At 64.2% G+C, this 22,703-nt stretch carries 22 protein-coding genes; 12 read left to right on the forward strand and 10 right to left on the reverse strand.

The genetic code is table 11. The annotated features are described in order from the left end of the window. The first annotated feature begins 103 nt into the window (after positions 1–103). Positions 104–2,827, forward strand: a complete 2,724-nt coding sequence (locus tag IC232_RS09715) for a bifunctional acetate--CoA ligase family protein/GNAT family N-acetyltransferase (protein ID WP_190844727.1) — start codon at positions 104–106, stop codon at positions 2,825–2,827. A 164-nt stretch (positions 2,828–2,991) separates the two neighbouring features. On the opposite strand, the gene bfr is transcribed toward IC232_RS09715, so the two are convergent. From bfr to IC232_RS09750, 7 genes are all read right to left on the reverse strand, one after another. Then, positions 2,992–3,477 carry a bacterioferritin gene (gene bfr / locus IC232_RS09720; RefSeq protein ID WP_190844728.1) on the reverse strand — a complete coding sequence of 162 codons (486 nt, stop codon included), beginning with the start codon at positions 3,475–3,477 and terminating at the stop codon, positions 2,992–2,994. 215 nt (positions 3,478–3,692) lie between these two features. Further along, entirely contained in the window at positions 3,693–3,950 is a 258-nt protein-coding gene (locus tag IC232_RS09725) for a bacterioferritin-associated ferredoxin (RefSeq protein WP_190844729.1), read from the reverse strand. Between the two features lie 118 nt (positions 3,951–4,068). Further along, positions 4,069–4,638: a putative glycolipid-binding domain-containing protein gene (locus IC232_RS09730; protein WP_190844730.1), complete on the reverse strand. Its 570-nt coding sequence runs from the start codon at positions 4,636–4,638 to the stop codon at positions 4,069–4,071. A gap of 715 nt (positions 4,639–5,353) precedes the next feature. Next, a complete protein-coding gene (locus IC232_RS09735) occupies positions 5,354–6,025 on the reverse strand; it encodes a lactate utilization protein C (protein WP_190844731.1) in 672 nt (223 codons plus the stop codon). Beyond that, on the reverse strand, positions 6,022–7,455 hold the full coding sequence (locus IC232_RS09740; protein ID WP_190844732.1) for a LutB/LldF family L-lactate oxidation iron-sulfur protein: 1,434 nt from the start codon (positions 7,453–7,455) through the stop codon (positions 6,022–6,024). The genes IC232_RS09735 and IC232_RS09740 overlap by 4 nt, the downstream gene beginning before the upstream one ends. A 9-nt stretch (positions 7,456–7,464) precedes the next feature. After that, complete coding sequence (locus tag IC232_RS09745) at positions 7,465–8,262, reverse strand: (Fe-S)-binding protein (RefSeq protein ID WP_409564912.1); 798 nt, start codon at positions 8,260–8,262, stop codon at positions 7,465–7,467. A gap of 2 nt (positions 8,263–8,264) precedes the next feature. After that, positions 8,265–8,654, reverse strand: coding sequence for a c-type cytochrome (locus IC232_RS09750; RefSeq protein WP_190844734.1), 390 nt, complete (start codon positions 8,652–8,654; stop codon positions 8,265–8,267). Positions 8,655–8,789: 135 nt separating this feature from the next. Here IC232_RS09750 and IC232_RS09755 point away from each other — a divergent pair, with 135 nt between their 5' ends. From IC232_RS09755 to IC232_RS09790, 8 genes are all read left to right on the forward strand, one after another. Further along, positions 8,790–10,223 (forward strand): FAD-linked oxidase C-terminal domain-containing protein, encoded by a 1,434-nt coding sequence (locus IC232_RS09755; protein WP_190844735.1) that lies wholly within the window; start codon positions 8,790–8,792, stop codon positions 10,221–10,223. Next, positions 10,220–11,404 carry a glycolate oxidase subunit GlcE gene (glcE, locus tag IC232_RS09760; RefSeq protein ID WP_190844736.1) on the forward strand — a complete coding sequence of 395 codons (1,185 nt, stop codon included), beginning with the start codon at positions 10,220–10,222 and terminating at the stop codon, positions 11,402–11,404. The genes IC232_RS09755 and glcE overlap by 4 nt, the downstream gene beginning before the upstream one ends. Position 11,405: 1 nt before the next feature. After that, positions 11,406–12,023, forward strand: a complete 618-nt coding sequence (locus IC232_RS09765; protein WP_190844737.1) for a DUF2585 family protein — start codon at positions 11,406–11,408, stop codon at positions 12,021–12,023. 8 nt (positions 12,024–12,031) lie between these two features. Further along, positions 12,032–13,387, forward strand: coding sequence for a glycolate oxidase subunit GlcF (gene glcF, locus IC232_RS09770; protein ID WP_190844738.1), 1,356 nt, complete (start codon positions 12,032–12,034; stop codon positions 13,385–13,387). A 172-nt stretch (positions 13,388–13,559) separates the two neighbouring features. Further along, positions 13,560–15,002, forward strand: a complete 1,443-nt coding sequence (locus IC232_RS09775; protein ID WP_190844739.1) for a chromosome partitioning protein ParA — start codon at positions 13,560–13,562, stop codon at positions 15,000–15,002. Between the two features lie 175 nt (positions 15,003–15,177). Further along, on the forward strand, positions 15,178–16,029 hold the full coding sequence (locus tag IC232_RS09780; RefSeq protein ID WP_190844740.1) for an SDR family NAD(P)-dependent oxidoreductase: 852 nt from the start codon (positions 15,178–15,180) through the stop codon (positions 16,027–16,029). A 6-nt stretch (positions 16,030–16,035) separates the two neighbouring features. Then, a complete protein-coding gene (locus IC232_RS32340; RefSeq protein ID WP_210335310.1) occupies positions 16,036–16,632 on the forward strand; it encodes an NUDIX hydrolase in 597 nt (198 codons plus the stop codon). Between the two features lie 56 nt (positions 16,633–16,688). Then, on the forward strand, positions 16,689–17,396 hold the full coding sequence (locus IC232_RS09790; RefSeq protein WP_190844741.1) for a DUF2076 domain-containing protein: 708 nt from the start codon (positions 16,689–16,691) through the stop codon (positions 17,394–17,396). A 193-nt stretch (positions 17,397–17,589) separates the two neighbouring features. Here IC232_RS09790 and IC232_RS09795 read toward each other — a convergent pair whose 3' ends face one another. Then, positions 17,590–18,327: a L,D-transpeptidase gene (locus IC232_RS09795; RefSeq protein ID WP_246812139.1), complete on the reverse strand. Its 738-nt coding sequence runs from the start codon at positions 18,325–18,327 to the stop codon at positions 17,590–17,592. A gap of 235 nt (positions 18,328–18,562) precedes the next feature. Between IC232_RS09795 and IC232_RS09800 the strand changes: the two genes are divergently transcribed. After that, a complete protein-coding gene (locus tag IC232_RS09800) occupies positions 18,563–19,408 on the forward strand; it encodes a DMT family transporter (RefSeq protein WP_190844742.1) in 846 nt (281 codons plus the stop codon). Between the two features lie 59 nt (positions 19,409–19,467). Here IC232_RS09800 and IC232_RS09805 read toward each other — a convergent pair whose 3' ends face one another. Further along, positions 19,468–19,956: a PaaI family thioesterase gene (locus tag IC232_RS09805; RefSeq protein ID WP_190844743.1), complete on the reverse strand. Its 489-nt coding sequence runs from the start codon at positions 19,954–19,956 to the stop codon at positions 19,468–19,470. A gap of 60 nt (positions 19,957–20,016) precedes the next feature. Continuing rightward, complete coding sequence (locus IC232_RS09810; RefSeq protein ID WP_190844744.1) at positions 20,017–20,451, reverse strand: MarR family winged helix-turn-helix transcriptional regulator; 435 nt, start codon at positions 20,449–20,451, stop codon at positions 20,017–20,019. A 194-nt stretch (positions 20,452–20,645) separates the two neighbouring features. On the opposite strand from IC232_RS09810, the gene groES reads away from it, so the two are divergent. Both groES and groL read left to right on the forward strand, forming a co-directional pair. Further along, entirely contained in the window at positions 20,646–20,933 is a 288-nt protein-coding gene (gene groES / locus IC232_RS09815; RefSeq protein ID WP_190844745.1) for a co-chaperone GroES, read from the forward strand. A gap of 52 nt (positions 20,934–20,985) precedes the next feature. Continuing rightward, positions 20,986–22,635, forward strand: a complete 1,650-nt coding sequence (gene groL / locus IC232_RS09820) for a chaperonin GroEL (protein WP_190844746.1) — start codon at positions 20,986–20,988, stop codon at positions 22,633–22,635. Positions 22,636–22,703 lie beyond the last annotated feature (68 nt).

The following is a 22,703-nucleotide window of genomic DNA, read 5'->3' on the forward strand; positions in this document are numbered from 1 at the left end:
TGCGATGGATCAAAGCCGCCGGGGTGACTTGCGCTTACAGCGGGTCGCAATAGGTTCTGGTGGGCTGCTCCGCCCTGAGACATTCACGAGACGAAGGATTCCAATGTCCACCTATCGCCTCGACAAGCTGCTCGCCCCACGCTCCATTGCCGTCGTCGGCGCAAGCCCGCGCTCCGGCTCTCTTGGCTTGACCTTCCTGCGCAACCTCATTGCCGGTGGGTTCGAGGGCGATATCGTGTGCGTTAACCCGCACCATGTGGAGATCGAAGGGAGGGCGTGTTTTCCATCCCTGGCCGAGCTTCCGGAGGTTCCCGATCTCATCGTCGTCGCGGTGCCCCCGGAGAGGGTGCTCGGCGTGATCAAGGACGCCGGGCAGATCGGCGTGAGCGTCGCCATCGTGGCAACCGCAGGATTGGGCTATGGCGAAGGGTCCTTGAATGAGCAGGTCCGGCTGGCGGCCCGCGCGCACGGGCTGCGCGTTGTCGGGCCCAACTGCATCGGCGTGCTCGCTCCCCGGGCCAAGATGAATGCGAGCTTCGCGGCCCACAGCGCCAAGCCCGGCGATCTGGCGCTCGTCTCCCAGTCGGGCGCCATCGCGGCGGGCCTCGTCGAATGGGCCGCGCAAAGGAATGTGGGCTTCTCGGCCATCGTGTCCCTCGGCGACAAGGTCGATGTCGATTTCAGCGATTGCCTCGACTTTTTCTCCGCCGACAGCGGCACGCGCGCGATCCTGCTTTACATCGAGTCCATCGACAACGCGAAGAAGTTCATGTCGGCCGCCCGTGCCGCAGCGCGCGTGAAACCCGTGGTGGTGATCAAGGCCGGGCGTCATGCGCAAGGAGTCAAGGCCGCCGCCACGCATACGGGCGCGTTGGCGGGGTCTGACGCGGTCTATGACGCAGCGTTCCGCCGGGCCGGACTGCTGCGCGTGCTCGATCTCGACCAGCTCTTCGCCGCGGCGGAAACCCTGGGGCGGCAGAAGCCTTTTCCTGGCAATCGATTGGCAGTTCTTACCAATGGAGGTGGCATCGGGGTTCTCGCCGTCGACCGTCTGGTGGATCTCGGCGGAACGCTCGCCACCATCTCGGAGGCAACCCGCAATTCGCTCGATGCCATCCTGCCGCCGACCTGGTCGAAGGCAAACCCCATCGACATCATCGGCGATGCCAACCCTGAGCGTTATGCAGGTGCTCTGGAGGCGCTCCTTGCCGATCCGGAGAACGATGCCGTTCTGATCCTCAACGTGCCCACAGCCGTGGCTGGGGCCTCGGAGGTGGCCTCCTCCGTCGTGAACGTCGTGAAGAAGGACCGGGCGAGGGGCTATCGCCAGAAGCCGGTCTTCGCCGCCTGGATCGGCGAGGACCCGGACTCGGCCCGCGTGTTCGAGGAGGCGCGCATCCCGCATTTCGCCACGGAGGCCGATGCGGTGCGCGGGTTCATGCAGCTCGTGCGCTACCGCGAGGCTCAGAACCAGCTGATGGAGACACCGGACGACCTTCCGCACGACTTCGAGTCGGATACGAATACCGCCCGCGCCATCACCGATCATGCGGTCTCGCAGAACCGCCGCTGGCTCGATCCGCTCGAGGTCAATGCCCTGCTCAGGGCCTATGACATTCCCACTGCGCCGGTGGTGCTCGCGACGACACCGGACGAGGCGGCGGAAGCCGCACAACCGATTCTCTCCGAGGGGGGAACGGTTGCCGTCAAAATTCTCTCGCCGGACATCGTGCACAAATCCGATATCGGCGGCGTGAAGCTCGATCTCACCACCGAGGAGGCGGTGCGCAGGGCCGCGGCCGACATCTTCGAGCGCGCGGCACGCTTGAAGCCTGGGGCGCATGTGGCCGGCGTCACGGTGCAGCCGATGGTGCGCCGGACCAAGGCCCGCGAACTGATTATGGGCATCGCTGATGACCCATCCTTCGGTCCCGTGGTGCTCTTCGGGCGCGGCGGCACGGCCGTGGAGGTGATCAACGACAAGGCCCTGGCCCTGCCGCCCCTCGACCTGAAACTCGCCCACGATCTCATCGCGAGGACCCGCGTGTCGCGCCGGCTCAAGGCCTATCGCGACGTTCCGGCGGCCGACGAGGGGGCGATTGCCCTGACCCTCGTCAAGCTCGCCCAGATGGCGGCCGACTTGCCCGAAATCCGTGAGCTCGACATCAACCCGCTGCTCGCGGATGAGACCGGCGTGATCGCCGTCGATGCCCGCGTGGCGGTTGCGCCCGAAACCCGCAAGAGCAGCGGACATCCGCGCTTTGCGGTGCGGCCCTATCCGAAGGAATGGGAGCGCACCATTGGTCTTCGTAACGGCAGGAACGCCTTCGTGCGGCCCGTGCGGCCGGAGGATGAGGATGAGTTCCGGCGCTTTTTCGAGAAGATCACCCCGGAGGATCTGCGCCTGCGCTTCTTCGCGCCCGTTCGCGATTTCAGCCACACCTTCCTGGCGCGACTGACCCAGCTCGACTACGCCCGTGCCATCGCCTTCGTGGCCTTCGACGGGGAGACGGGCGAGATGATGGGCGCGGTCCGCCTCCATGCGGACGCGAACCACGAGACCGGAGAATACGGCATCCTGCTCCGCTCGGACCTGAAAGGCCTGGGTCTCGGCTGGGAGCTGATGCGGCTCATGATCGAGTGGGCGAAGGTGGAGGGCCTGCGCGAGGTCGAGGGCCAGGTGCTGCGCGAGAACTCCACCATGCTTGACATGTGCCGCAGCCTCGGCTTCTCGATCCGCATCGATCCGGACGATCCGGAGCTGCGCCTCGTGACCCTGCCGATCGCCTCGATCGAGGAGCCCGGCAAGCTTGCGAAATCGACCTGACAAGCAAAAGGCCCGCCTGGGGCGGGCCTCGAATCTCTCCAGGAGCCTCATCCTGAGGAGCAGCGCAGCTGCGTCTCGAAAGAGCCTCCAGTGCTCTCTGGAATCTCTTTCGAGACGGCGCTCCGCGCCTCCTCAGGATGAGGTTGATTGATATATGAAGAGCCTCAGTGTTCGTCGTCGAGGCCGCCGATATGCTTCTGGGCGTAGAGCTCGACTCCGATCTGCTCGATGAGGTTGAGTTGGGTCTCGAGGAAGTCGATATGGCCTTCCTCGTCCTTCATCAGCTCCTCGAACATATTCTTCGACACCCGGTCGCCGATGCTGTCGCAATAGCCAGCCGCCTCACCATAGAGATTGCGGGCCTCGTATTCCGCAGCCAAATCGGATTCGAGGATCTCCTGGATGTTCTGGCCGATGCGCAGGGGGTCGAGCACCTGCAGATTGGCAAAGCCTTCGAGGAAGATGATGCGCTCGATGAAGCGATCCGCGTGGTGCATCTCCTCGATGGATTCCTTGCGCCAGGTCTTCGCAAGTTCCTTGTAGCCCCAGTCGTCCAGGAGCCGGTAGTGCAGCCAATACTGGTTGACCGCCGTCAGCTCGCTGCGCAGGCCGCGATTGAGATACTCGATTACCTTGGGATCACCCTTCATCCTAACCCTCTCGTCCATGCGGCGCCGATGCGCCGGACCATTCCTTAGCGCATCGTGCGGAAAAGTGGAGCCGGTTTTCGCTGGCGCGGCCCACTGGGTCCGCCCAAACGATGCGCAAGTTTAAAACATGAGCATCAGATCGATCCCAAAAGTGCAAATCTACTTTTGGGTCCGATGCTCTGGAGGATTATGAACTAGGGTAAAAGCCCCTTTGTTCAAAGGGTGGGTTCGGCCGCCGCTTTTTCGAGGGTGGTCGGGCAGCAGCCGCGGTTACAGGTCGCGATGGGCTCCGCGCCCGCAGCCGCGAGGGCCTGATCCATGATGGCGCGGATCGTCCGGGCGCAGCGCCCGCAATTGGGGCTGCAGCCGAGACAGCGGTAGACCTGCGCCGGGGTGCGGGGACAATCCGGTCCCGGCTTGAGGCAGGCTTTGACATCACCGTCGGAGAGGATGTTGCAGGAGCAGACGATCATTTGTTGTTCTAGTTTAGAATGACTAAAAACTACATGCGATTTCAAAGACTTAGCTGAAAAGGTAGGTCGGCGCCAGCCCTACCTCCTGTGCCCAGATGTCACGGCGGGAAAACCTGGATCAGCCGAGGCGCTTGAACAATCCGGGATAGTCGAGGACAAAACCGTCCTGGTCCACGGGCAGGTCCGCGGTAAAGCCGTCCTCCAGGCTCTCGAAGCGATAAAGCGAGCCTGCTTCAAGCGCGGTATAGCGCTGGGTCGAGGCAAAGACAGTCAGATCGGGCACGGTGATGTAGCACAGGCGGATCTCCATGCTCTCTCCGGTGTCGAGATCGAGGCGCCGGATGGGCAGGGTGTTGGTGATCGGCGTCGCCTGGATGTCGATGTCGATGCAGCCCTGAAGCGCCGGCTGATCCTTGCCGTTCTCCAGCCAATGCCCGTGGCCGTCGCTCTCCAGGTGGAGCACATGGCCTGAGGTGGTTCTCACTAGAACGTCCCTCGTGTGCCACAGGGCATCCAGCTTGAGACGGTAGGAAAGGCCGAACTGGGTCCCGTCCTCCTGGGCGATCACCACGCCGGAGATGTCGAGCCCGCCATCGGCCGGGCGCACATCCACATGCTCCAGCCCCGCCTCGCAGCCGTCCCAGGCCGACCAGCGAAGGGTACGAAAGATCAGTGTCGGGATGGACATGCCGAAGCTCCAAGCTTTGCAGCTATCTTGCCAGGCAATTATGGCTCAGCCGGAAGGCTTGTCGAATCTGGCGCTCCTCAGAGGCTGGTTCATGAACGTTCTGCGCAGCTGCTCCATTCGTGCGGAAAGGGGGCAGTGTCATTCCCGGAAGGACGCGCAGCGGAGGGAAAGGGAATTCATGGCGCAGTGCGTATGAGTGGATCCGCTTCCCGCACTTCATACGCCGGGGATGACACCCTCTCCGTCATGACCGTCCCCGGACTTGATCCGGGGATCAGTCCCGGCCATCCACGTCTTTCCTTTGTCAACCCTCATCCTGAGGAGGCGCAAAGCGCCGTCTCGAAGGAGGATCCAGTGCTCTCTGGAGGCTCCTTCGAGACGCAGACTGCATCTGCTCCTCAGAGGCTGGCTCAGGAATCCCTTCTGGCATTGGGCATAGGCTTTCCCTCCCCCTTGTGGGGAGGGGTGGCTGCGAAAGCAGCCGGGGTGGGGGTGTGAGCGCTAGACTGGACCAGCGAAGCGCCGGCACCCCCACCTCCAACTCCTCCCCACAAGGGGGAGGAGGGCTTGTCGGCGCTTTATGACCCAGACTCTGAGGATGAGGATGGAGAGGGTGGGTGGCAAAGACGTGGATCGCCGGCACAAGCCCGGTGATGACGAGAGAGGGTCATGATGCGGCCGTGCGCCATGCAGCAATGCGGCTTGAGCTTTGACGCTACTCCCGCACCACCACCACATGCAGCCGCCTTGGGCCGTGGGCGCCGAGCAGCAGGGTCTGCTCGATGTCGCCGGAGCGGGACGGGCCGGTGATCCAGTTCACCGTGCGCGGCATCGAGCCTTTGCCATAGGCGAAGCGCACCCGGTTCCAGACGGATTCGTAATCGCTGGCGATATCCTTGGCCGAGACCACGATGATGTGGTTGTCGGGCAGGAAGTTGAGGGTGGAAGGATTGTCGGCGCTCGACACCATCGCCAGCGTTCCGGATTCGGCGATGCCTCCGAAGGCGTGGCTTACCGCGTTGAGATCTCGGCCTTCGCTCGGCCCGTGGGCGACCTCGAGCGTGGTGTCCTGCCAGGGCATGGCGTTGAGGCGGGGATCGTCGCCCATGCGCAAGGTGGCAGGCAGGTTGTGATTGCGCAGGAAGAGGGCGATGGATTGCGGCACTTCCGCCGAGGAAGCCACTTCGGTGACCGTCGCCAGCGAGGTCTCGACCATGGTCCTGAACAGGGCGATCCGCTCCTCGCCCGAGACCTGTCCGCGCTGGGGGATCACGCCCTTGGGCGAGCGCTCCAGGCGATCCTGCACCATCTGGCGCCGGATCGTCTCGGTGCCGTTGACCCCGAGCGAGCGGCGGATGTTGCCAAAGACGTCGTCGCGGGCGCTCATGCAGCTCTCCCGTTGCGCTCGCGCTTCCAGCGCTGCTGGAACGTCTCGCCCTGCGGGGCGGGGAAATCGCGATATTGGGTCCAGCCCTTCGCCATCGGCAGCCAGGAGAAGCGGCCGCGCTGGCGGCCGGCGAAGCCCAAGACGCCCATTGCCGCGCGGGTCGCGAAGCGATAGAGGTCAGGGCGCTTGGCGAAGAAGCCCCAGAGCTGGAGGCCCGAACGGACGGTGGCGGGCGTCAGGTGCCGCTCGAATTCCCGCTCGCGCCAGTGGCGCATGAGTTTGGGCAGCGGAATGCGCACCGGGCACACGCTCTCGCAGCGACCGCAGAATGTGGAAGCATTGGGCAGGTGACCCGCCTTGTCGACACCGATGAGCGACGGCGTGAGCACCGCGCCCATGGGGCCGGGATAGACCCAGCCATAGGCGTGCCCGCCAACCGCGTGATAGACCGGGCAATGGTTCATGCAGGCGCCGCAGCGGATGCAGCGCAGCATCTCCTCGAAGGCCGTGCCGAGCATGGACGAGCGGCCGTTGTCGAGGATGACCACATGGTAGTTCTCCGGTCCGTCCGCATCCGTGCTGCGGCGGGGGCCGGTGGAGAAGGTGGTGTAGACCGAGAGCTCCTGGCCCGTCGCCGAGCGGGCGAGCACGCGCAGGAGCTGGCTCACATCCTCCAGCGTCGGCACGAGCTTCTCGATGGACGCGAGCACGATGTGGGTCTTCGGCAGGATTTGGGTCAGATCGCCATTGCCCTCGTTGGTGACGATGATCGAGGTGCCCGTCTCGGCCACGAGGAAGTTGGCGCCGGTGATGCCCACATCCGCCGCGAGGAAACGCTCGCGCAGTACCGCGCGGGCCTCGGTCAACAGCTGCACGGGCTCGGAGAGATCGCGCTTGGCGTCGAGATGCGTGTGGACGCGCCGGAAATCCTCCTCCACCTGCGTGGCGTTCAGATGCACGGCGGGCGCGATGATGTGGCTCGGCAGCTCATTGCGCAGCTGGATGATGTATTCGCCGAGATCGGTCTCGACGGGCGTGATGCCGTTCGCCTCAAGATGATGGTTGATCCCGATCTCCTCCGAGATCATGGACTTGCCTTTCGTCACCGTCTTGGCGCCGGTCTCGCGGCAGATCTTCAAGATGATGTCGCGGGCCTCCGCCGCATCGCGGGCGAAATGCACATGCCCGCCGGACGCCTTCACCTTCTCCTCGTAAGCCTCGAGGTAGAGGTCGAGATGCTCCAGGGTGTGGTTCTTGATGTCGCGCGCCGAATCCCGCAGCGCCTCGAATTCCGGCAGCTTGTCGGCGGCCATCTGGCGCTTGTCGATGAAGCCCTGCTTCACGTTGCCGAGCGCCTTCTGCAGCTGGCTGTCGTTCAGTGCCCGCGCGGCATTCTGCTTGAACTGAGGGGAGGTGGAGTGAACGGTCATGAATGATGTCTACTTGATCGCGTTGGCTTTTGCAGCACCGATCGGCGGCTCGTCGGTCATGCCGGCCAGCACCTCGGCAACGTGACGCACCTGAATCGGCCTGCCGTCACGGCTGAGCTTGCCGGCCATGTTCATGAGACAGCCGAGATCGCCGGCGAGAATGGTCGGAGCATGCGAATCCTCGATGTTCTTGGCCTTGGCCTCCACGATGGCGCCGGAGATGTCGCTGTACTTCACCGCGAAGGTGCCGCCGAAACCGCAGCACACATCACTGTCCTGCATCTCGACGAGGGTGAGGCCTTCCACGCTGGCGAGCAGCCTGCGCGGCTGGGTCTTGACCTTGAGTTCCCGCAGGCCCGAACAGGAATCGTGATAGGTCACGGCACCGTCGAACGTGGCATTGACCTTCGTGATGCCGAGCACATCGACCAGGAAGCTCGTGAGCTCGTAGGTCTTCGCCGCCAGAACATCGGCCCTGGCGCGCCAGTTCGGATCCTCCTCGAAGAGTTCCGGGTAATGCGCCTTGATCATGCCCGCGCAGGAGCCCGAGGGAGCAACCACGTAGTCGTAGCCCTGAAAGGCCTCGATCATCTGCATCGCCAGATCCCGCGTGGTGCCCCGGTCGCCCGAGTTGTAGGCCGGCTGGCCGCAGCAGGTCTGGACCGGCGCGTGGACGACGCAGCCGGCATTCTCCAGGAGCTTGACGGCGGCAAAGCCCACGGAGGGACGCATCAGGTCGACAAGGCAGGTGACGAACAGCCCCACGCGGGGCTTCTCCGGGCGAGCCGGGGACGGCGCGGCACTCATGCTCATTGGGTGGCCTTCTGGCCCTGCGCGTTGAACTGCTTGAGATAAGCAATGAGGTCGGTGATGCGCTGCTCGTCCTTCAGGCCGGCATAGACCATTTTGGTGCCGGGTATCTTGGCGCGCGGGTTTTGGATGTATTCGCGGAAAACCGCCTCGTCCCAGGTGATGCCCGAGTTCTTGTTGGCTGGGGAGTAGGTGTAACCTTCCACAGATCCGGCCGGGCGTCCGAAAAGCCCGTTCAGCACCGGGCCGACGGCGTTCTTCGCATTCTCACCCACCTGGTGGCAGGCACGGCATTGGGCGAAGGTCTTCTCGCCGGCGGCGGCATCCTGAGCCTGGGCCTGACCGAGCCCGACGAGAACGAAGGCGGCGGATAGAACGAAGGAACGCATCAAAAACTCCTTTGCTGGACACCTATGCCATCTTAGAGAGATTCTACATTATTGGAAAAAGCTCACGGGGAAAGCCGCCTTATTGTTAAGGTAGCCATTCCCCAGGCGCAGGCGATGATCCTCAAGGAGGCTTCCATGACCATTGCATTTCCCAAACCGGACCAAGCTGTTCTGGCGCGCCGGAGGGAGATCATCGAGGGGCTGGGGCGCCTTGTCGCGTCGGAGGCCCTGATCGTCTCCGAGGATGAACGCCGCGCCTTCGAGACCGATGGCCTGACCGCGTACCGGCAGATGCCGCTCGCGGTGGTGCTGCCCTCCACCACGCAGGAGGTCTCGGCCGTCATGCGCTTCTGCCACGACCATGGAGTCAAGGTTGTGCCGCGCGGGGCGGGAACCTCGCTCTGCGGCGGGGCGATCCCGCAGGAGGATGCCATCGTGCTCGGCGTCGCCAAGATGAACCGGGTGCTGGATGTGAGCTTCGAGGGACGCACCGCGCGGGTCCAGGCCGGCATCACCAATCTGGGCATCAGCCAGGCCGTGGCCCACGAGGGCTTTTTCTACGCGCCTGATCCGTCGAGCCAGCTCGCCTGCACGATCGCCGGTAACATCGCGATGAATTCCGGCGGCGCCCATTGCCTGAAATACGGCGTGACCACCAACAACCTCTTGGGCGTCACCCTGGTGATGCTCGACGGCACAGTGGTGGAGATCGGCGGCGAGCATCTGGACGCTGCGGGTTACGACATTCTCGGCCTCGTCTGCGGCTCGGAAGGCCAGCTAGGCGTGGTCACGGAAGCCGTGGTGCGGATCCTGCGTGCGGCGGAAGGTGCGCGCCCTGCGCTCTTCGGCTTCGAGAAGGCGGAGGATGCGGGCGCCTGCGTGGCGGCGATCATCGGCGCGGGGATTATTCCGGTGGCGCTCGAATACATGGACAAGCCCGCGATCCAGATCTGCGAGGCCTTCGCCCATGCCGGCTACCCGCTCGACGTGGAGGCGATGCTGATCGTGGAGGTCGAGGGCTCGGACCAGGAGATCGACGACATGCTCCGCCGCATCGTCACCATCGCCGAACCGTTCCGGCCCAAGACGATGAAGGTCTCGCAATCGGAAGCCGAGAGCGCGGCGATCTGGAAGGGCCGCAAATCGGCCTTCGGCGCTACGGGCCGCGTGGCGGACTACATCTGCATGGACGGCACGATCCCGACGGGCCAGCTGCCTTATGTGCTCCGGCGCATCGACGAGATCGTGAAGTCCTACGGGCTCGGCGTCGCCAACGTGTTCCACGCAGGCGACGGCAACCTGCATCCGCTCGTGATGTTCAACACCCACGTGCCGGGCGAGATGGAGAAGGCCGAGAAGGCCGGCGAGGACATCCTGAAACTCTGCGTCGAGGTCGGCGGCTGCCTCACCGGCGAGCATGGCGTCGGCATCGAGAAACGCGACCTGATGACCTACCAGTTCAATCCCGTCGATCTGGAGCAGCAGATGCGCGTGCGCGGCGTGTTCGATCCCGGCTGGCTGCTCAATCCGGCAAAAGTGTTTCCGCTCGAAGGAAGGTTCGCCGCGTGACCACTCACACCCCACGCGACGAGCAGGAAGCCTCCATCATCATCCGCGACGCGGCCGCGACGGGCACGCTGCTGAATGTGTCCGGCAACGGCACCAAGGCGCCGATGGGGCGTCCGAACCAGACCGATGCCTCGATTTCGTCGGCCGCCATGTCCGGCATCACGCTCTACGAGCCGGCGGAACTCGTGATCTCCGCGCGTAGCGGCACGCCGGTGCTGGAGGTCATGCGGGTTCTCGCTGCAAAAGGGCAGGAGCTGCCTTTCGAGCCCATGGATTATCGCTCTCTGCTCGGCACAAAGGGCGATCCCACCATCGGGGCGATTGCTGCCATGAACATCTCCGGCCCGCGCCGGATCATGGCGGGGGCCGCGCGGGACAGCCTCATCGGCGTGCGCTTCGTCAACGGGCGCGGCGAGGTAGTGAAGTCGGGCGGCCGCGTGATGAAGAACGTCACGGGGCTCGATCTCGTGAAGCTCATGGCCGGCTCCTGGGGCACGCTGGGCTTTCTTACCGAGGTCACTTTCAAGGTGCTCCCGAAGCCGGAGCGCATGGCGACGCTGGTCATCCGCGGCCTCGACGACAGCCAGGCCATCGAGGCCTTGTCCATAGCCCTCGGCTCGCCTTTCGACGTGACAGGCGCCGCGCATCTGCCCGACCGTGACCGGCGCGGCGGCAGCACGCTGATCCGGCTCGAAGGTTTTCGCGTCTCCGTGGATTACCGCATGAACGAGCTCAAGCGCCTGTTCAAGCGCTTCCGGTTCATGGACATTCTCGAAGGTGTGGGCGCCGAGGCGCTCTGGCAATCGGTGCGTGATGCCAGCGTTCTGACCGATCACGCTCAACGAGCGATCTGGCGCGTCTCCACCACGCCGACGAAGGGGCCTGATCTCGCAGCGCATGTGGCGCAGTCTCTTGACGCGCAATGGTTCTACGACTGGGGCGGCGGTCTCGTGTGGATTTCGACGCCGGCCGACGGCGATGCCGGTGCTTCGGTCCTGCGCGAAGCGACCAAAACCTATGGCGGCCATGCCACCCTTGTGCGGGCGCCTGCGGAAGTGCGCTCGACCCTCGACGTGTTCGAGCCGCAATCCGACGCACTGATGACGCTGACCCGTGGCATCAAGACCTCCTTCGATCCGGCCGGGATTCTCAATCCGGGGCGGATGTATGCGGGGATCTGAGATGGCCGGGACAACTTTGCTCACCTCGGAGGCAACGGCCTCCAACGGCACGCACCCTGCGCTGATCGTCGGGCTCGCGCTCGGGCTCATCGCGCTCACCGCCGCCATTCTTCTGGCAATAGGCCGTACCCCGATCTGCACCTGCGGCAGCGTCGAGCTGTGGCATGGGACCGTGAAGGATTCCGGCAACTCGCAGCATCTGACCGATTGGTACACGCCCTCCCATGTCATCCATGGGTTCCTGTTCTATTGCGGCGCCTGGATGATCGGTGTTCTGCGCGGAAAGGCGCTTCCCTTTGGTATCGCGCTTCTGCTCGCCATCGGGCTGGAGGCGGCCTGGGAGATCGCCGAGAACACCGACACGATTATCAACCGCTATCGGGCAACCACCATCGCCCTCGACTATTATGGCGACAGCGTCATCAACTCCGTCTCGGACATTCTCGCCATGATCGCAGGGTTCACGTTGGCGCGGCTCTGGCCCGTCTGGCTGACCATCCTTGTGGCTCTGATCATGGAAGCCTTTGTCGGGTTCTGGATCCGCGATAATCTCATTCTCAACATCATCATGCTGATCTATCCCATTGATGCCATCAACCGGTGGCAAGGGGCGATCTGAGATAAACCATGCAAACCAATTTCACGCCCGATCAATTGAAGGATCCCGCCATGGCGGCGTCGGAGACAATTCTCCGCACCTGCGTTCATTGCGGCTTCTGCACGGCGACCTGCCCAACCTATCTGCTCCTCGGGGACGAGCTCGATTCTCCGCGCGGGCGCATTTACCTGATGAAGGATATGCTGGAGAGCGGGAAGCCCGCGTCTCCCGAGGTGGTCAAGCACATCGACCGCTGTCTCTCGTGCCTGTCCTGCATGACCACCTGTCCCTCGGGCGTGCATTACATGCACCTCGTCGATCATGCCCGCGCCTATATCGAGGCCACCTACACGCGGCCGTGGCACGACCGGCTCCTACGCTGGGTTCTCGCCACCGTGCTGCCCTATCCGAACCGCTTCCGCTTCGCGCTCGGCGCCGCGATGCTGGCCAAGCCCCTTAAAGGTGTCATCGGCGCGCTGCCGCTCCTGGGCCGCCGCCTGCAGGCCATGATCGAGCTGGCGCCGGTGCGCATACCGCCCCGCACCCCCTTCGATCAGCCCGGCACCTACAAGGCCCATGGGGAGCGGCGGGGCCGCGTCGCCATCCTGTCCGGCTGCGCCCAGCCGGTGCTCAAGCCCGGCTTCAACGAGGCCGCCGTCCGGCTCCTCAACCGCCACGGCGTCGACGTGGTGCAGCCGAAGGGGGAGGGGTGCTGCGGCGCCCTCGTCCACCACATGGGCCGGGACGAGCACAGCCATGCCTTCGCCAAGCGCAACATCGACGCCTGGATCGCCGAGATGGACGGGGAGGGGCTGGATGCCATCGTCATCACGGCGTCCGGCTGCGGCACCACGATCAAGGATTACGGCTTCATGTTCCGGGAGGACCCGAGCTATGCCGAGAAGGCGGCCCGCGTGTCCGCCATCGCCAAGGACGTCACCGAATACGTCACATCCCTGACGCTGATGGAGCCCGTGCGGGAGACGGACCTCGTGGTGGCCTATCACTCCGCCTGCTCCATGCAGCATGGCCAGGCCATCCGCACCGAGCCCAAGACCCTGCTGAAGAAGGCGGGCTTTACCGTGAAGGACGTGCCGGAAGGGCACATCTGCTGCGGCTCGGCCGGCACCTACAACCTGCTCCAGCCGGAGATCGCCGCCCAGCTCCGGGCCCGCAAGGTGGCCAATATCGAGCGCACCAAGCCCGACCTCATTGCCACCGGCAACATCGGCTGCATGACCCAGATCGGCCAGGGGACCGGGATCCCCATCGTCCATACGGTCGAGCTTCTCGACTGGGCGACAGGCGGCCCGATGCCGGAAACCCTGGAGGAGGCGGGTTTCGGCAAGCGCTCCGGCCAGCCGTTAACCATCGCGGCAGAGTAAGGCTGCTACACTCTTACGCAACGAAATTTTATTTCCAAACACCCCTCGCTTGGGTTAAAAGTTAGGAAAGTATGAATTTCAGGACGTAAGGGCCGGCATCATGTCTTCGGGATGGACGTCTTTCAGGAATCGTTTTGGCAAAAAGCAGGATGAGGCCGAATCTGCCTCTCTGATGCCGCAGGGCGGCGGGGCGGCGGCTGCCCCGGCGCTTCAGGCTCCCGCTGCGCCGGAAAAGGCCGAGCCGGTCATCGTCCGGCCCAACGGCATGCTCGATTCGGTCGGCCAGAAGAACGAGCTGATCCGCGTTCGATTCGCCAACATGATCGACCGGCTGGAGGAGCTGCGGAGCCTCAAGGAGGATTTCGCCCTCCTGAACGAGCCGGTGACCGAACTCATTCGCAGCTATCCGCATCTCCAGTCGCGGCTGCTCGAGACCGAGGCGGTGCTCAAGCAGGAAACCGAAACCGCGCAGAGCCTGCGCCGGGAGCTTGGGGACCTCGGCAGCGTCCACGCCCGAACCGTGGACGACATGAACGCCGCCGTATCCCAGCTGCGCAAGGCGGAATCCAAGCTCCGCGAGCAGGACAGCTTCATCGAGGACCTGCGCCTGAACGTGAAGGACAAGGAGGCGATCGTCGCCGACTTGGAGAACCAGCTCGCCATCGAGACCGAGCGGGCCCGCAACATCACGGAAGAGAACCAGGCCCTGCGCCTCGAGGCCCAGGAAGCCGACCAGACCGTGGCCCGGGCCGAGCGGGAGCTCATCGAGACCCGCGAGCGCAATGGCCTGCTCGATCATGAGGTGAAGCGGCTGCAGAAGGTGGCCGAGGAGCAGAACTACCGCCTCTCCAGCCTCGGCAACCGCTATGGGGAGCTGGAGACGCAGCTCGAATCCACCCGCCAGCGCGCCTCCGAGCTTGAGACCAAGCTTATGGCCGAGCAGGTGCTGCGCCAGCGCCTCGAAACGCAGATCGACTCCGAGCGTTCGGCCCACCAGACCGATCTCTCCTCGCTCGACATGAAGATCGAGGGACTGACCTCGCGTCTCTCGGCCACCGACAAGATCCTGGCCCATACCCGCGACCAGCTGCGCGACAAGAACGAGGCGCTGCGCGGCGTCGAGCGCACCTTGAAAGAGACCACCATCGAGAAGAACACTCTCGATCGCCGCCTGGAGGCGACCCAGCAGGAGGTCGAGCGTCAGGTGGCCATGGTCAACGAACTCCAGCGCTCGCGCATCGAGCTGCAGGAGCGCGTGGAGATGCTGGGCAAGGCCATCGCGGCCAAGGACTTTCAGATCGAAAGCTCCGACAACAAGGTGGCAAGCCTCTCCGAGCGCATCGACCAGCTCACCAAGCGCTTCGAGCAGGATCGCAGCGCCCTCGAGGCCGCCAACCGGCGCCTCACGGAGGAGCTGCAGAACGAGAAGGCCGAGCGCTCCCTCGTGCAGGGCGCCCTCGAGATCGCCCGCGAAAGCCGCACCAAGATCCAGAAGAAATACGTGGCCCTGCGCAAGAAGACCCGCCTCGACACGCAGGAGGACGACCCGTCCCTCTTCGACGAGGAGGAGGTCGAGACCAATGTCCGGCCGCTCAAGTCGCCGGACGCGGAATAATCAAGTTACCTCCAAGGCCCCGCAGCGATGCGGGGCCTTCTTTTTTCCAGCGGGCGTCTTACCGCAACCGCATGCCGTCCATGCGCGACGCGCCTTGGCGAATGATCCAAGGTGCACCAGTTTGGGCCATCAAGGAATCTCATCGGCTCCGAGGCCGAACTCAAGGATCGCAATGATGGCCCAGCATCCAGCAATCGCCGCCAACCGCGTTGCCGTCATCACCGGAGCCGCCAGCGGCATCGGGCTTGCGGCGGCAAAGCGTTTCGCGCGTTTAGGAATGAAAGTGTGCCTTGCGGATCTCGAGGGCGAGGCTCTCCATCGCAGCGCCGAAGAGGTGGCAGGCGTTGCTGCCAATCCGGACAACGTTCTGGCCATAGCCGCCGACGTGAGCCGGCGCGAGGATGTCGATCGCCTGAAGGACGAGGTCTATGCAGCCTTCGGTGAAGTCGCCGTGCTGATGAACAATGCCGGCACCGAGGGCGGCGGGCAGATTTTCGGCGATCCGCAGCGCTGGCGGGCCATTCTGGAAACGAACCTCTGGGGCGTGATCAACGGCGTTCAGGCTTTCGCTCCAGCCATGATCGAGCAGGGGAGCCCGTGCGCCATCATCAACACCGGCTCCAAGCAGGGCATCACCACGCCGCCGGGCGATACGGCCTACAACGTATCGAAGGCCGGCGTGAAGGTCTTGACCGAGGCGCTGGCGCATGAGCTGCGCAACGCGCCCGATTGCCGGGTGTCGGCGCATCTGCTCATCCCGGGCTTCGTCTACACCGGCTTCACCAAGGCGAGAGGCGTGACGGAGAAGCCCGCCGGCGCCTGGGCTCCGGAACAGGTCATCGATTTCCTGTTGCCGGCCTTGGAGCGGGGCGACTTCTATGTGCTGTGCCCGGACAACGAGACCACCCGGGACACGGACGAGAAGCGCATCCGCTGGGCCGCCGAGGACATCATCGAAAACCGTCCGCCCCTGTCGCGCTGGCATCCGGATTATAAGGACGCTTTCGCCCAGGTGATGAAAGGCTGAGCGGCGGTGGATGTCTCATCTCCGAGCTTCGACGCTGCGGCCTTCCGAGAGCATGTAAAAACGATTCTGGACCGGCATGCGCGTGCGTTCGACGTGCCTGAGGAGCGTCATGCGCTCCTGCGGCGGCAGATCGGGAATGGGGATGACATTCATTCCCGCCGCACCTTTCCCGGCCATGTGACCACATCGGCGTTCATCCTCGACGCAAAGGGCAAAAGAATCCTCCTGATCCATCACCGATCTCTCGACCGCTGGCTGCAACCCGGCGGGCATTACGAGGCACCGGAGGATCTGGCGGTCTCAGCCCTGCGCGAAGCCGTGGAGGAGACCGGCATGGAGGGGCTTGCGATTGATCCCTGGCATGGCACATCCGGTCTTCCCATCGACATCGACAGCCACCGCATCCCCGCCCGTCCCGAGCGCGGGGAGCCCGAGCATTGGCATCACGATATCCGGTATCTGGTGAGAGCCCAGGAGAGCGCGGCTCTCCTGCCCAACCTGCGGGAGGTGCATGGGGCCGCGTGGCGTGAGCTTCAGGAATTGGAGGCCATTGCACCGCAGGCTCTGCGGAATATGCGCAGGCTCGACCTCGCGCACCCCTAACAAACCCGATGGCCATGCTTACATCTGTCTCCAACATCTCGTGAAGGAGGCTTGCCATGAACGATCAGGAACGCCAGGTCATCAGCGACATCTTCCGACGGCTCGAACAGGTGGCGAACCAGCCGCGCGATCCCGAGGCCGAACGCTTCATTGCCGAGAAGCTGCGCGAGCAGCCCTATGCGCCCTACGCGATGGCGCAGGCGGTCTACGTGCAGGAGCAGGCGCTTGCCAATCTTCAGGCTGAGAACGAGCATCTGCGCGCAGAACTCGATCAGGCCAGCCGGCGGCCGCAGCAGGGCGGCTTCCTGTCCAGCATCTTCGGCGGCGGCTCCCGCCCGCCGGGACCGGCCTACAACACCCCTCCGGCCCGTCAGGCTTCGCCCTGGGGACAGCCGCAGCACCATTCGCAACAGCATCATGGCGCGCCTCAGGGCGGCATGATGGGCGGCGCGCCCGGCCCGTGGGGCGGTGGCATGATGCAGCGCGGCGGCGGAGGCGGCTTCCTGGGTACGGCGCTTTCCACAGCGGCCGGCGTTGCCGGCGGCATGATGATCGCCAATGCCCTGACGAGCGCCTTCAGCGGCGACAACAATCCGGCGAGCGATGTGGCCTCTGCGGCCGGCCTCGGAGGCGCCGATCAGGCTGCCGACGCCGGCAATGCGGGCATTACGGATTCACTCTACCAGGATGCGAGCAAACAGGATTCCGGTCAGGATTTTTCCGACTTCGGCGGCGATGGCGGAGACGCGGGCGACTGGGCTTAAAAGAGTTCTTCCGGTCGATGACAGCGCCCGCCACATGGCGGGCGCTTTGCTTTGCCGGCATGGGATTCTGAGAACGGATCGATCACCCGCACACCTGCGGGACTCGGCGCTACGCCGGCGAGAGCATTTCAAAAAGAGAATGGCCGGGCTTCAGCCCGGCCACCGAAGGAGTTGTGATTCCGCTTTCGTGCGATCAGAGCACGATCACGCTCGCACCGACCTTCACGCGGTTGTAGAGATCGACCACGTCGTCGTTGAGCATGCGGATGCAGCCCGAGGAAACAGCCTGCCCGATGGTGTGCGGCTCGTTGGTGCCGTGGATGCGGTAGAGCGATGAGCCGAGGTAGAGTGCGCGGGCGCCGAGCGGATTGTCGGGGCCGCCTTCCATGAACCGGGGAAGGTCGGGCCGGCGGCGCAGCATGTCGGCCGGCGGGCGCCATGACGGCCATTCGCGCTTCATGGAAACGGTCTGGCGTCCGCTCCACTCGAAGCCTTCGCGGCCGACGCCGATGCCATAGCGGATGGCGCGGCCACCGTCCTGCACGAGGTAGAGGAACTTGCTGCTGGTATCGACCACGATCGTGCCGGGACGTTCTCTTCCCTGGTACGACACGATCTGGCGCTGGAACTGCGGGGCGATCGCATAATCGATGCTGTTGTCGTAGCCCGTGCCGTTTCCGTAATCCTGGGGCAGGGAGGCGACGACGCTGCCGGTGGAGCGCACGTCATACGGGTAACTGCTGGTGCGATAAGCCTGGGTCCTGGAGGAAGGGCGCGTGACGAGCGGATAATCCTCCGCATAGCCGTCCTGAGACCGTGCGTAAGGATAGTTGTCGTATTCCGAGGCGATATAGGTGTTGCCGTAGAACTGTCCGGCGCGGCCCATCGGCTGGGCCGAGGCCGCGGCCGGCAGGAGGGCGGCCAAAAGCATTGCAGAGCAAGGGATCCAAGCACGCATTGAAGTGTCCTATCGCTGTGTTTTGCTTAAATAACGACAAGCGCGGCTTTTGTTTCCGCCAAGCTCGGATGAATTTAAGCGCGCAGCCCAGGATCGCTTTCCTGTCGATCCCGTGAAAAGAAGCGTGAAGCTGCAATGAAAGTGCTGTAAGAGCCTTCGCTTCGACGGCGCTCATCCCGGACGCTGCTTTTCACATCGTCGTGACATCATGAAATTCGGTCCCGCCCTGCGGGCGGCCTCGGGCATCGCGGTTCTGTCCATCATGGATGCGGTCATCAAGGGAATGGCCGCCTTTTACCCGATCTTCCAGGTGGCTTTCCTGCGCTTTGCCTGCGGCTCTCTCATCGTGGCCGCCGTCGTGTCCGTCATGCGGCCCGGCTGGCCGAGCCGAGAAACAGTGGCGGCGAATTCGGTTCGGTCGGTCATCGCCGTCGTCACGGCGGTCAGCTTCTTCTATGCGCTGGGGCAGCTGCCCTTGGCCGAGACCCTCGTCCTGTCCTTCCTCTCGCCCATGTTCATCGCCCTCTTCGGGCTCCTGATGCTGAAGGAGCGGGTGGATATCCGGATCATCGGGGCCATTGCCATCGGGTTTGCCGGAACGCTTGTCGTCGTTCTGGGGCAGACTGGAGAGGCAGACGCGACGCGGTCCTGGACCGGTGTCGCCGCAGCGCTCACATCGGCCGTCACCTATGCGCTCAGCCTCGTGCTGCTGCGCCAGCGCGCCCAGCGCGACAAGTTCCTGCACATCGTGGTCTTCCAGAATATCGGTCCGGCCGTTCTCGTGGCGCCCTTCGCGCTCTTCGTCTGGCAGCCGCTCGACCTCATGCACCTGGGCTGGTTCATGCTCATGGGGGGGCTGGGCTTCATGGGCCACATGCTCATGGTCACCGCCTACGCCAAGGCGGAGGCGGCGCGGCTGGCTCCACTTGAGTATACCGCTCTCATCTGGGCGGTGCTGATCGGCTACGGGGTGTTCAGCGAGATCCCGACCTGGGCGACGCTGGGCGGCGGTCTGCTGATCGTCGCCGCGGCTGCGATGACATCGAAGCGCTAGCTTAGAGACTGAGCATCGGATGGATCCCAAAAGTGCATTCCACCTTTGGGTCCGATGCCCTAAGCCGCCTTGCTGGCCGCCGCGCTGAAGATCATGCAGGTTTCGGTGCCGTGGGCGAGAAGCCGCCCCTTGGCATCGAAGAGCTTGCCCTCGGAGGTGGCAAGCGTTCCGCCGCGATGGATCAGAACGCCCTCGCATGTGACCTTGCCGGTGTTCGGCAGGATCGGCCGGACGAAGTTGAGCTTCATCTCGACCGTCGTATAGCCCTGGCCAGCGGTCAGGGTGCTGTGGACGGCGCACGCCATGGCGCTGTCGAGGATGGCGGAAGTCCAGCCGCCATGGATGGTGCCGAGCGGGTTGAAGAAGCTTTCAGTCGGCTCACCCTCGAAGATCACCCGGCCTTCCTCGGCCTGGATCATGTAGACGTTGGTCGAGCGTGAGAAGGGAGGAGCCGGATGGCGGCCCTCCAGCATGCCGCGCAGGAACGCGAGGCCCGGCTCGGCCGTCAGCACATCCCGCGATACGATTCCATGAACCCGCTCAAGCATCGCTCTCTCCCATCTGTGTAGATACACGGTAGGGGAAGGAGCGAGATCCTGCAATGGCTTTCAAGAGGAATGAGAGGCCTTCCTCAGGGCGCGCATCGCCTTGCGGGCCTCATCGCCTTCGACATCCTGGAGCCGAGCCTCCACCTGAGCTTGGGCCTGCTGCCAGAGGGGGATGGCAGCCTCCAGAATGGCTTGGCCCTCGGGGGTGAGCCGGTGCCGCAAGCCGCGCCCCTCGCCGGGGAGGGGCTCGATCCAGCCGTTCTGGTTCAGAAGCTTCAGGTTGCGCACAAGGGTGGTGCGCTCCAATCCCAGCCTCTCGGCCAGGACGGTATCGGATGCGGTCGTTCCATGCCCGATGGCACCCAGGATGCCGAACTGGGGCAGCTTGAGGCCTAGAGGGCGCAGGGCCGCCTCGTAGGTGCGGCTCAGAAGCCGCGCCGTCATGCGGGCGTGAAGGGCAAAGCAGCTTTTGCCGATGGCATCCAGATCGGTCATGAAACGATCATGACCCGGCTCTATAGGGCGTCAAGGCCTCTTTCTGAGGCTGACCTTGAGTTAGATGTCTTGACTCCCCGTCAGCATATGCCTATCTCGCGGCCAGCGTTAGCACTCGTCAATGAACAGTGCTAACAGCCGACAGACCAGGGTGCGGCCAGAGGGGCTGCACCAACAGTCAAAGGGGAAGTTCCATGAAGTTCCGTCCGCTGCACGACCGCGTTGTCGTCCGCCGCATCGAAGCCGAAGAGAAGACGGCCGGCGGCATCATCATCCCGGACACCGCCAAGGAGAAGCCGCAAGAGGGCGAGATCGTCGCCGTCGGCCCCGGCGCCCGTGACGAGAGCGGCAAGGTTGTTGCCCTCGACGTGAAGGCCGGCGACCGCGTCCTGTTCGGCAAGTGGTCCGGCACCGAAGTGCGTATCGACGGTCAGGATCTCCTGATCATGAAGGAATCCGACATCATGGGCATCGTCGGCTAACCAAGCCCGCGGACCCATTAAAGATTTTCCAATTTAACTGGAGGCTAAGCCCATGGCTGCCAAAGACGTTAAGTTTTCTTCCGATGCTCGCGACAAGATGCTGCGCGGCGTCGACATTCTGGCCGACGCGGTGAAGGTCACCCTCGGCCCCAAAGGCCGCAACGTGGTGATCGAGAAGAGCTTCGGCGCTCCGCGCATCACCAAGGACGGCGTCACCGTCGCCAAGGAGATCGAGCTCGCCGACAAGTTCGAGAACATGGGCGCCCAGATGGTGCGCGAAGTGGCCTCGAAGACCAACGACATCGCTGGTGACGGCACCACCACGGCGACCGTTCTGGCTCAGGCCATCGTCCGCGAGGGCGCCAAGGCAGTTGCCGCCGGCATGAACCCCATGGACCTCAAGCGCGGCATCGACCTCGCGACCTCTGAGGCCGTGAAGGACATCCAGGCCCGCGCCAAGAAGGTGAAGTCCTCCGACGAGGTTGCCCAGGTCGGCACGATTTCCGCCAACGGCGACAAGGACATCGGCGAGATGATCGCCCATGCCATGCAGAAGGTCGGCAACGAGGGTGTCATCACCGTCGAGGAAGCCAAGACCGCCGAGACCGAGCTCGACGTCGTCGAAGGCATGCAGTTCGACCGCGGCTATCTCTCGCCTTACTTCATCACCAATGCCGAGAAGATGGTGGCCGAGCTCGAGGATCCCTACATCCTCATCCACGAGAAGAAGCTCTCCTCGCTCCAGCCCATGCTGCCGATCCTCGAGGCTGTTGTTCAGACCGGCAAGCCGCTCCTCATCATCGCTGAGGACGTGGAAGGCGAGGCTCTCGCCACTCTGGTGGTCAACAAGCTCCGTGGCGGCCTGAAGATCGCCGCCGTGAAGGCTCCGGGCTTCGGCGATCGCCGCAAGGCCATGCTCGAGGACATCGCCGTCCTCACCGCCGGCCAGACGATCTCGGAAGACCTCGGCATCAAGCTCGAGACCGTGCAGCTCCCGATGCTCGGCCGCGCCAAGCGCGTTCGCATCGAGAAGGAGAACACCACGATCATCGACGGTGCCGGCCAGAAGGCTGACATCGAGGCTCGCGTTTCGCAAATTAAGGCGCAGATCGAGGAGACCACCTCGGACTACGACCGTGAGAAGCTCCAGGAGCGTCTCGCCAAGCTCGCAGGCGGCGTCGCGGTGATCCGCGTCGGCGGTGCGACCGAGGTCGAGGTCAAGGAGAAGAAGGACCGCGTTGACGACGCTCTGAACGCCACCCGCGCTGCGGTGGAAGAGGGCATCGTCCCCGGCGGCGGCACGGCTCTGTTGCGCGCCAAGGGTGCGGTTGCGAAGCTCAAAACCGACAACCCGGACGTCCAGGCCGGTATCAAGATCGTGCTGCGCGCTCTTGAGGCTCCGATCCGTCAGATCGCCGAGAACGCTGGCGTCGAGGGCTCGATCGTGGTCGGCAAGATCAACGACAACACCTCGTCGGACACCTTCGGCTTCAACGCCCAGACGGAAGAGTTCGTGGACATGCTCCAGGCTGGTATCGTCGATCCGGCGAAGGTGGTCCGCACGGCTCTGCAGGACGCCGCTTCGGTGGCCGGCCTGCTCGTGACGACCGAGGCCATGGTTGCCGAGGCTCCCAAGCGCGACAACGGTCCGGCAATGCCGGGCGGTGGCGGCATGGGCGGCATGGGCGGCATGGACTTCTAAGACGTCCAGGCACCACAGCCTGATAACGAAGAAGCCCCGGAGTTTCCTCCGGGGCTTTTTTGTTGCTC

This window comes from Microvirga sp., assembly GCF_014699075.1.
GTDB lineage: Bacteria > Pseudomonadota > Alphaproteobacteria > Rhizobiales > Beijerinckiaceae > Microvirga.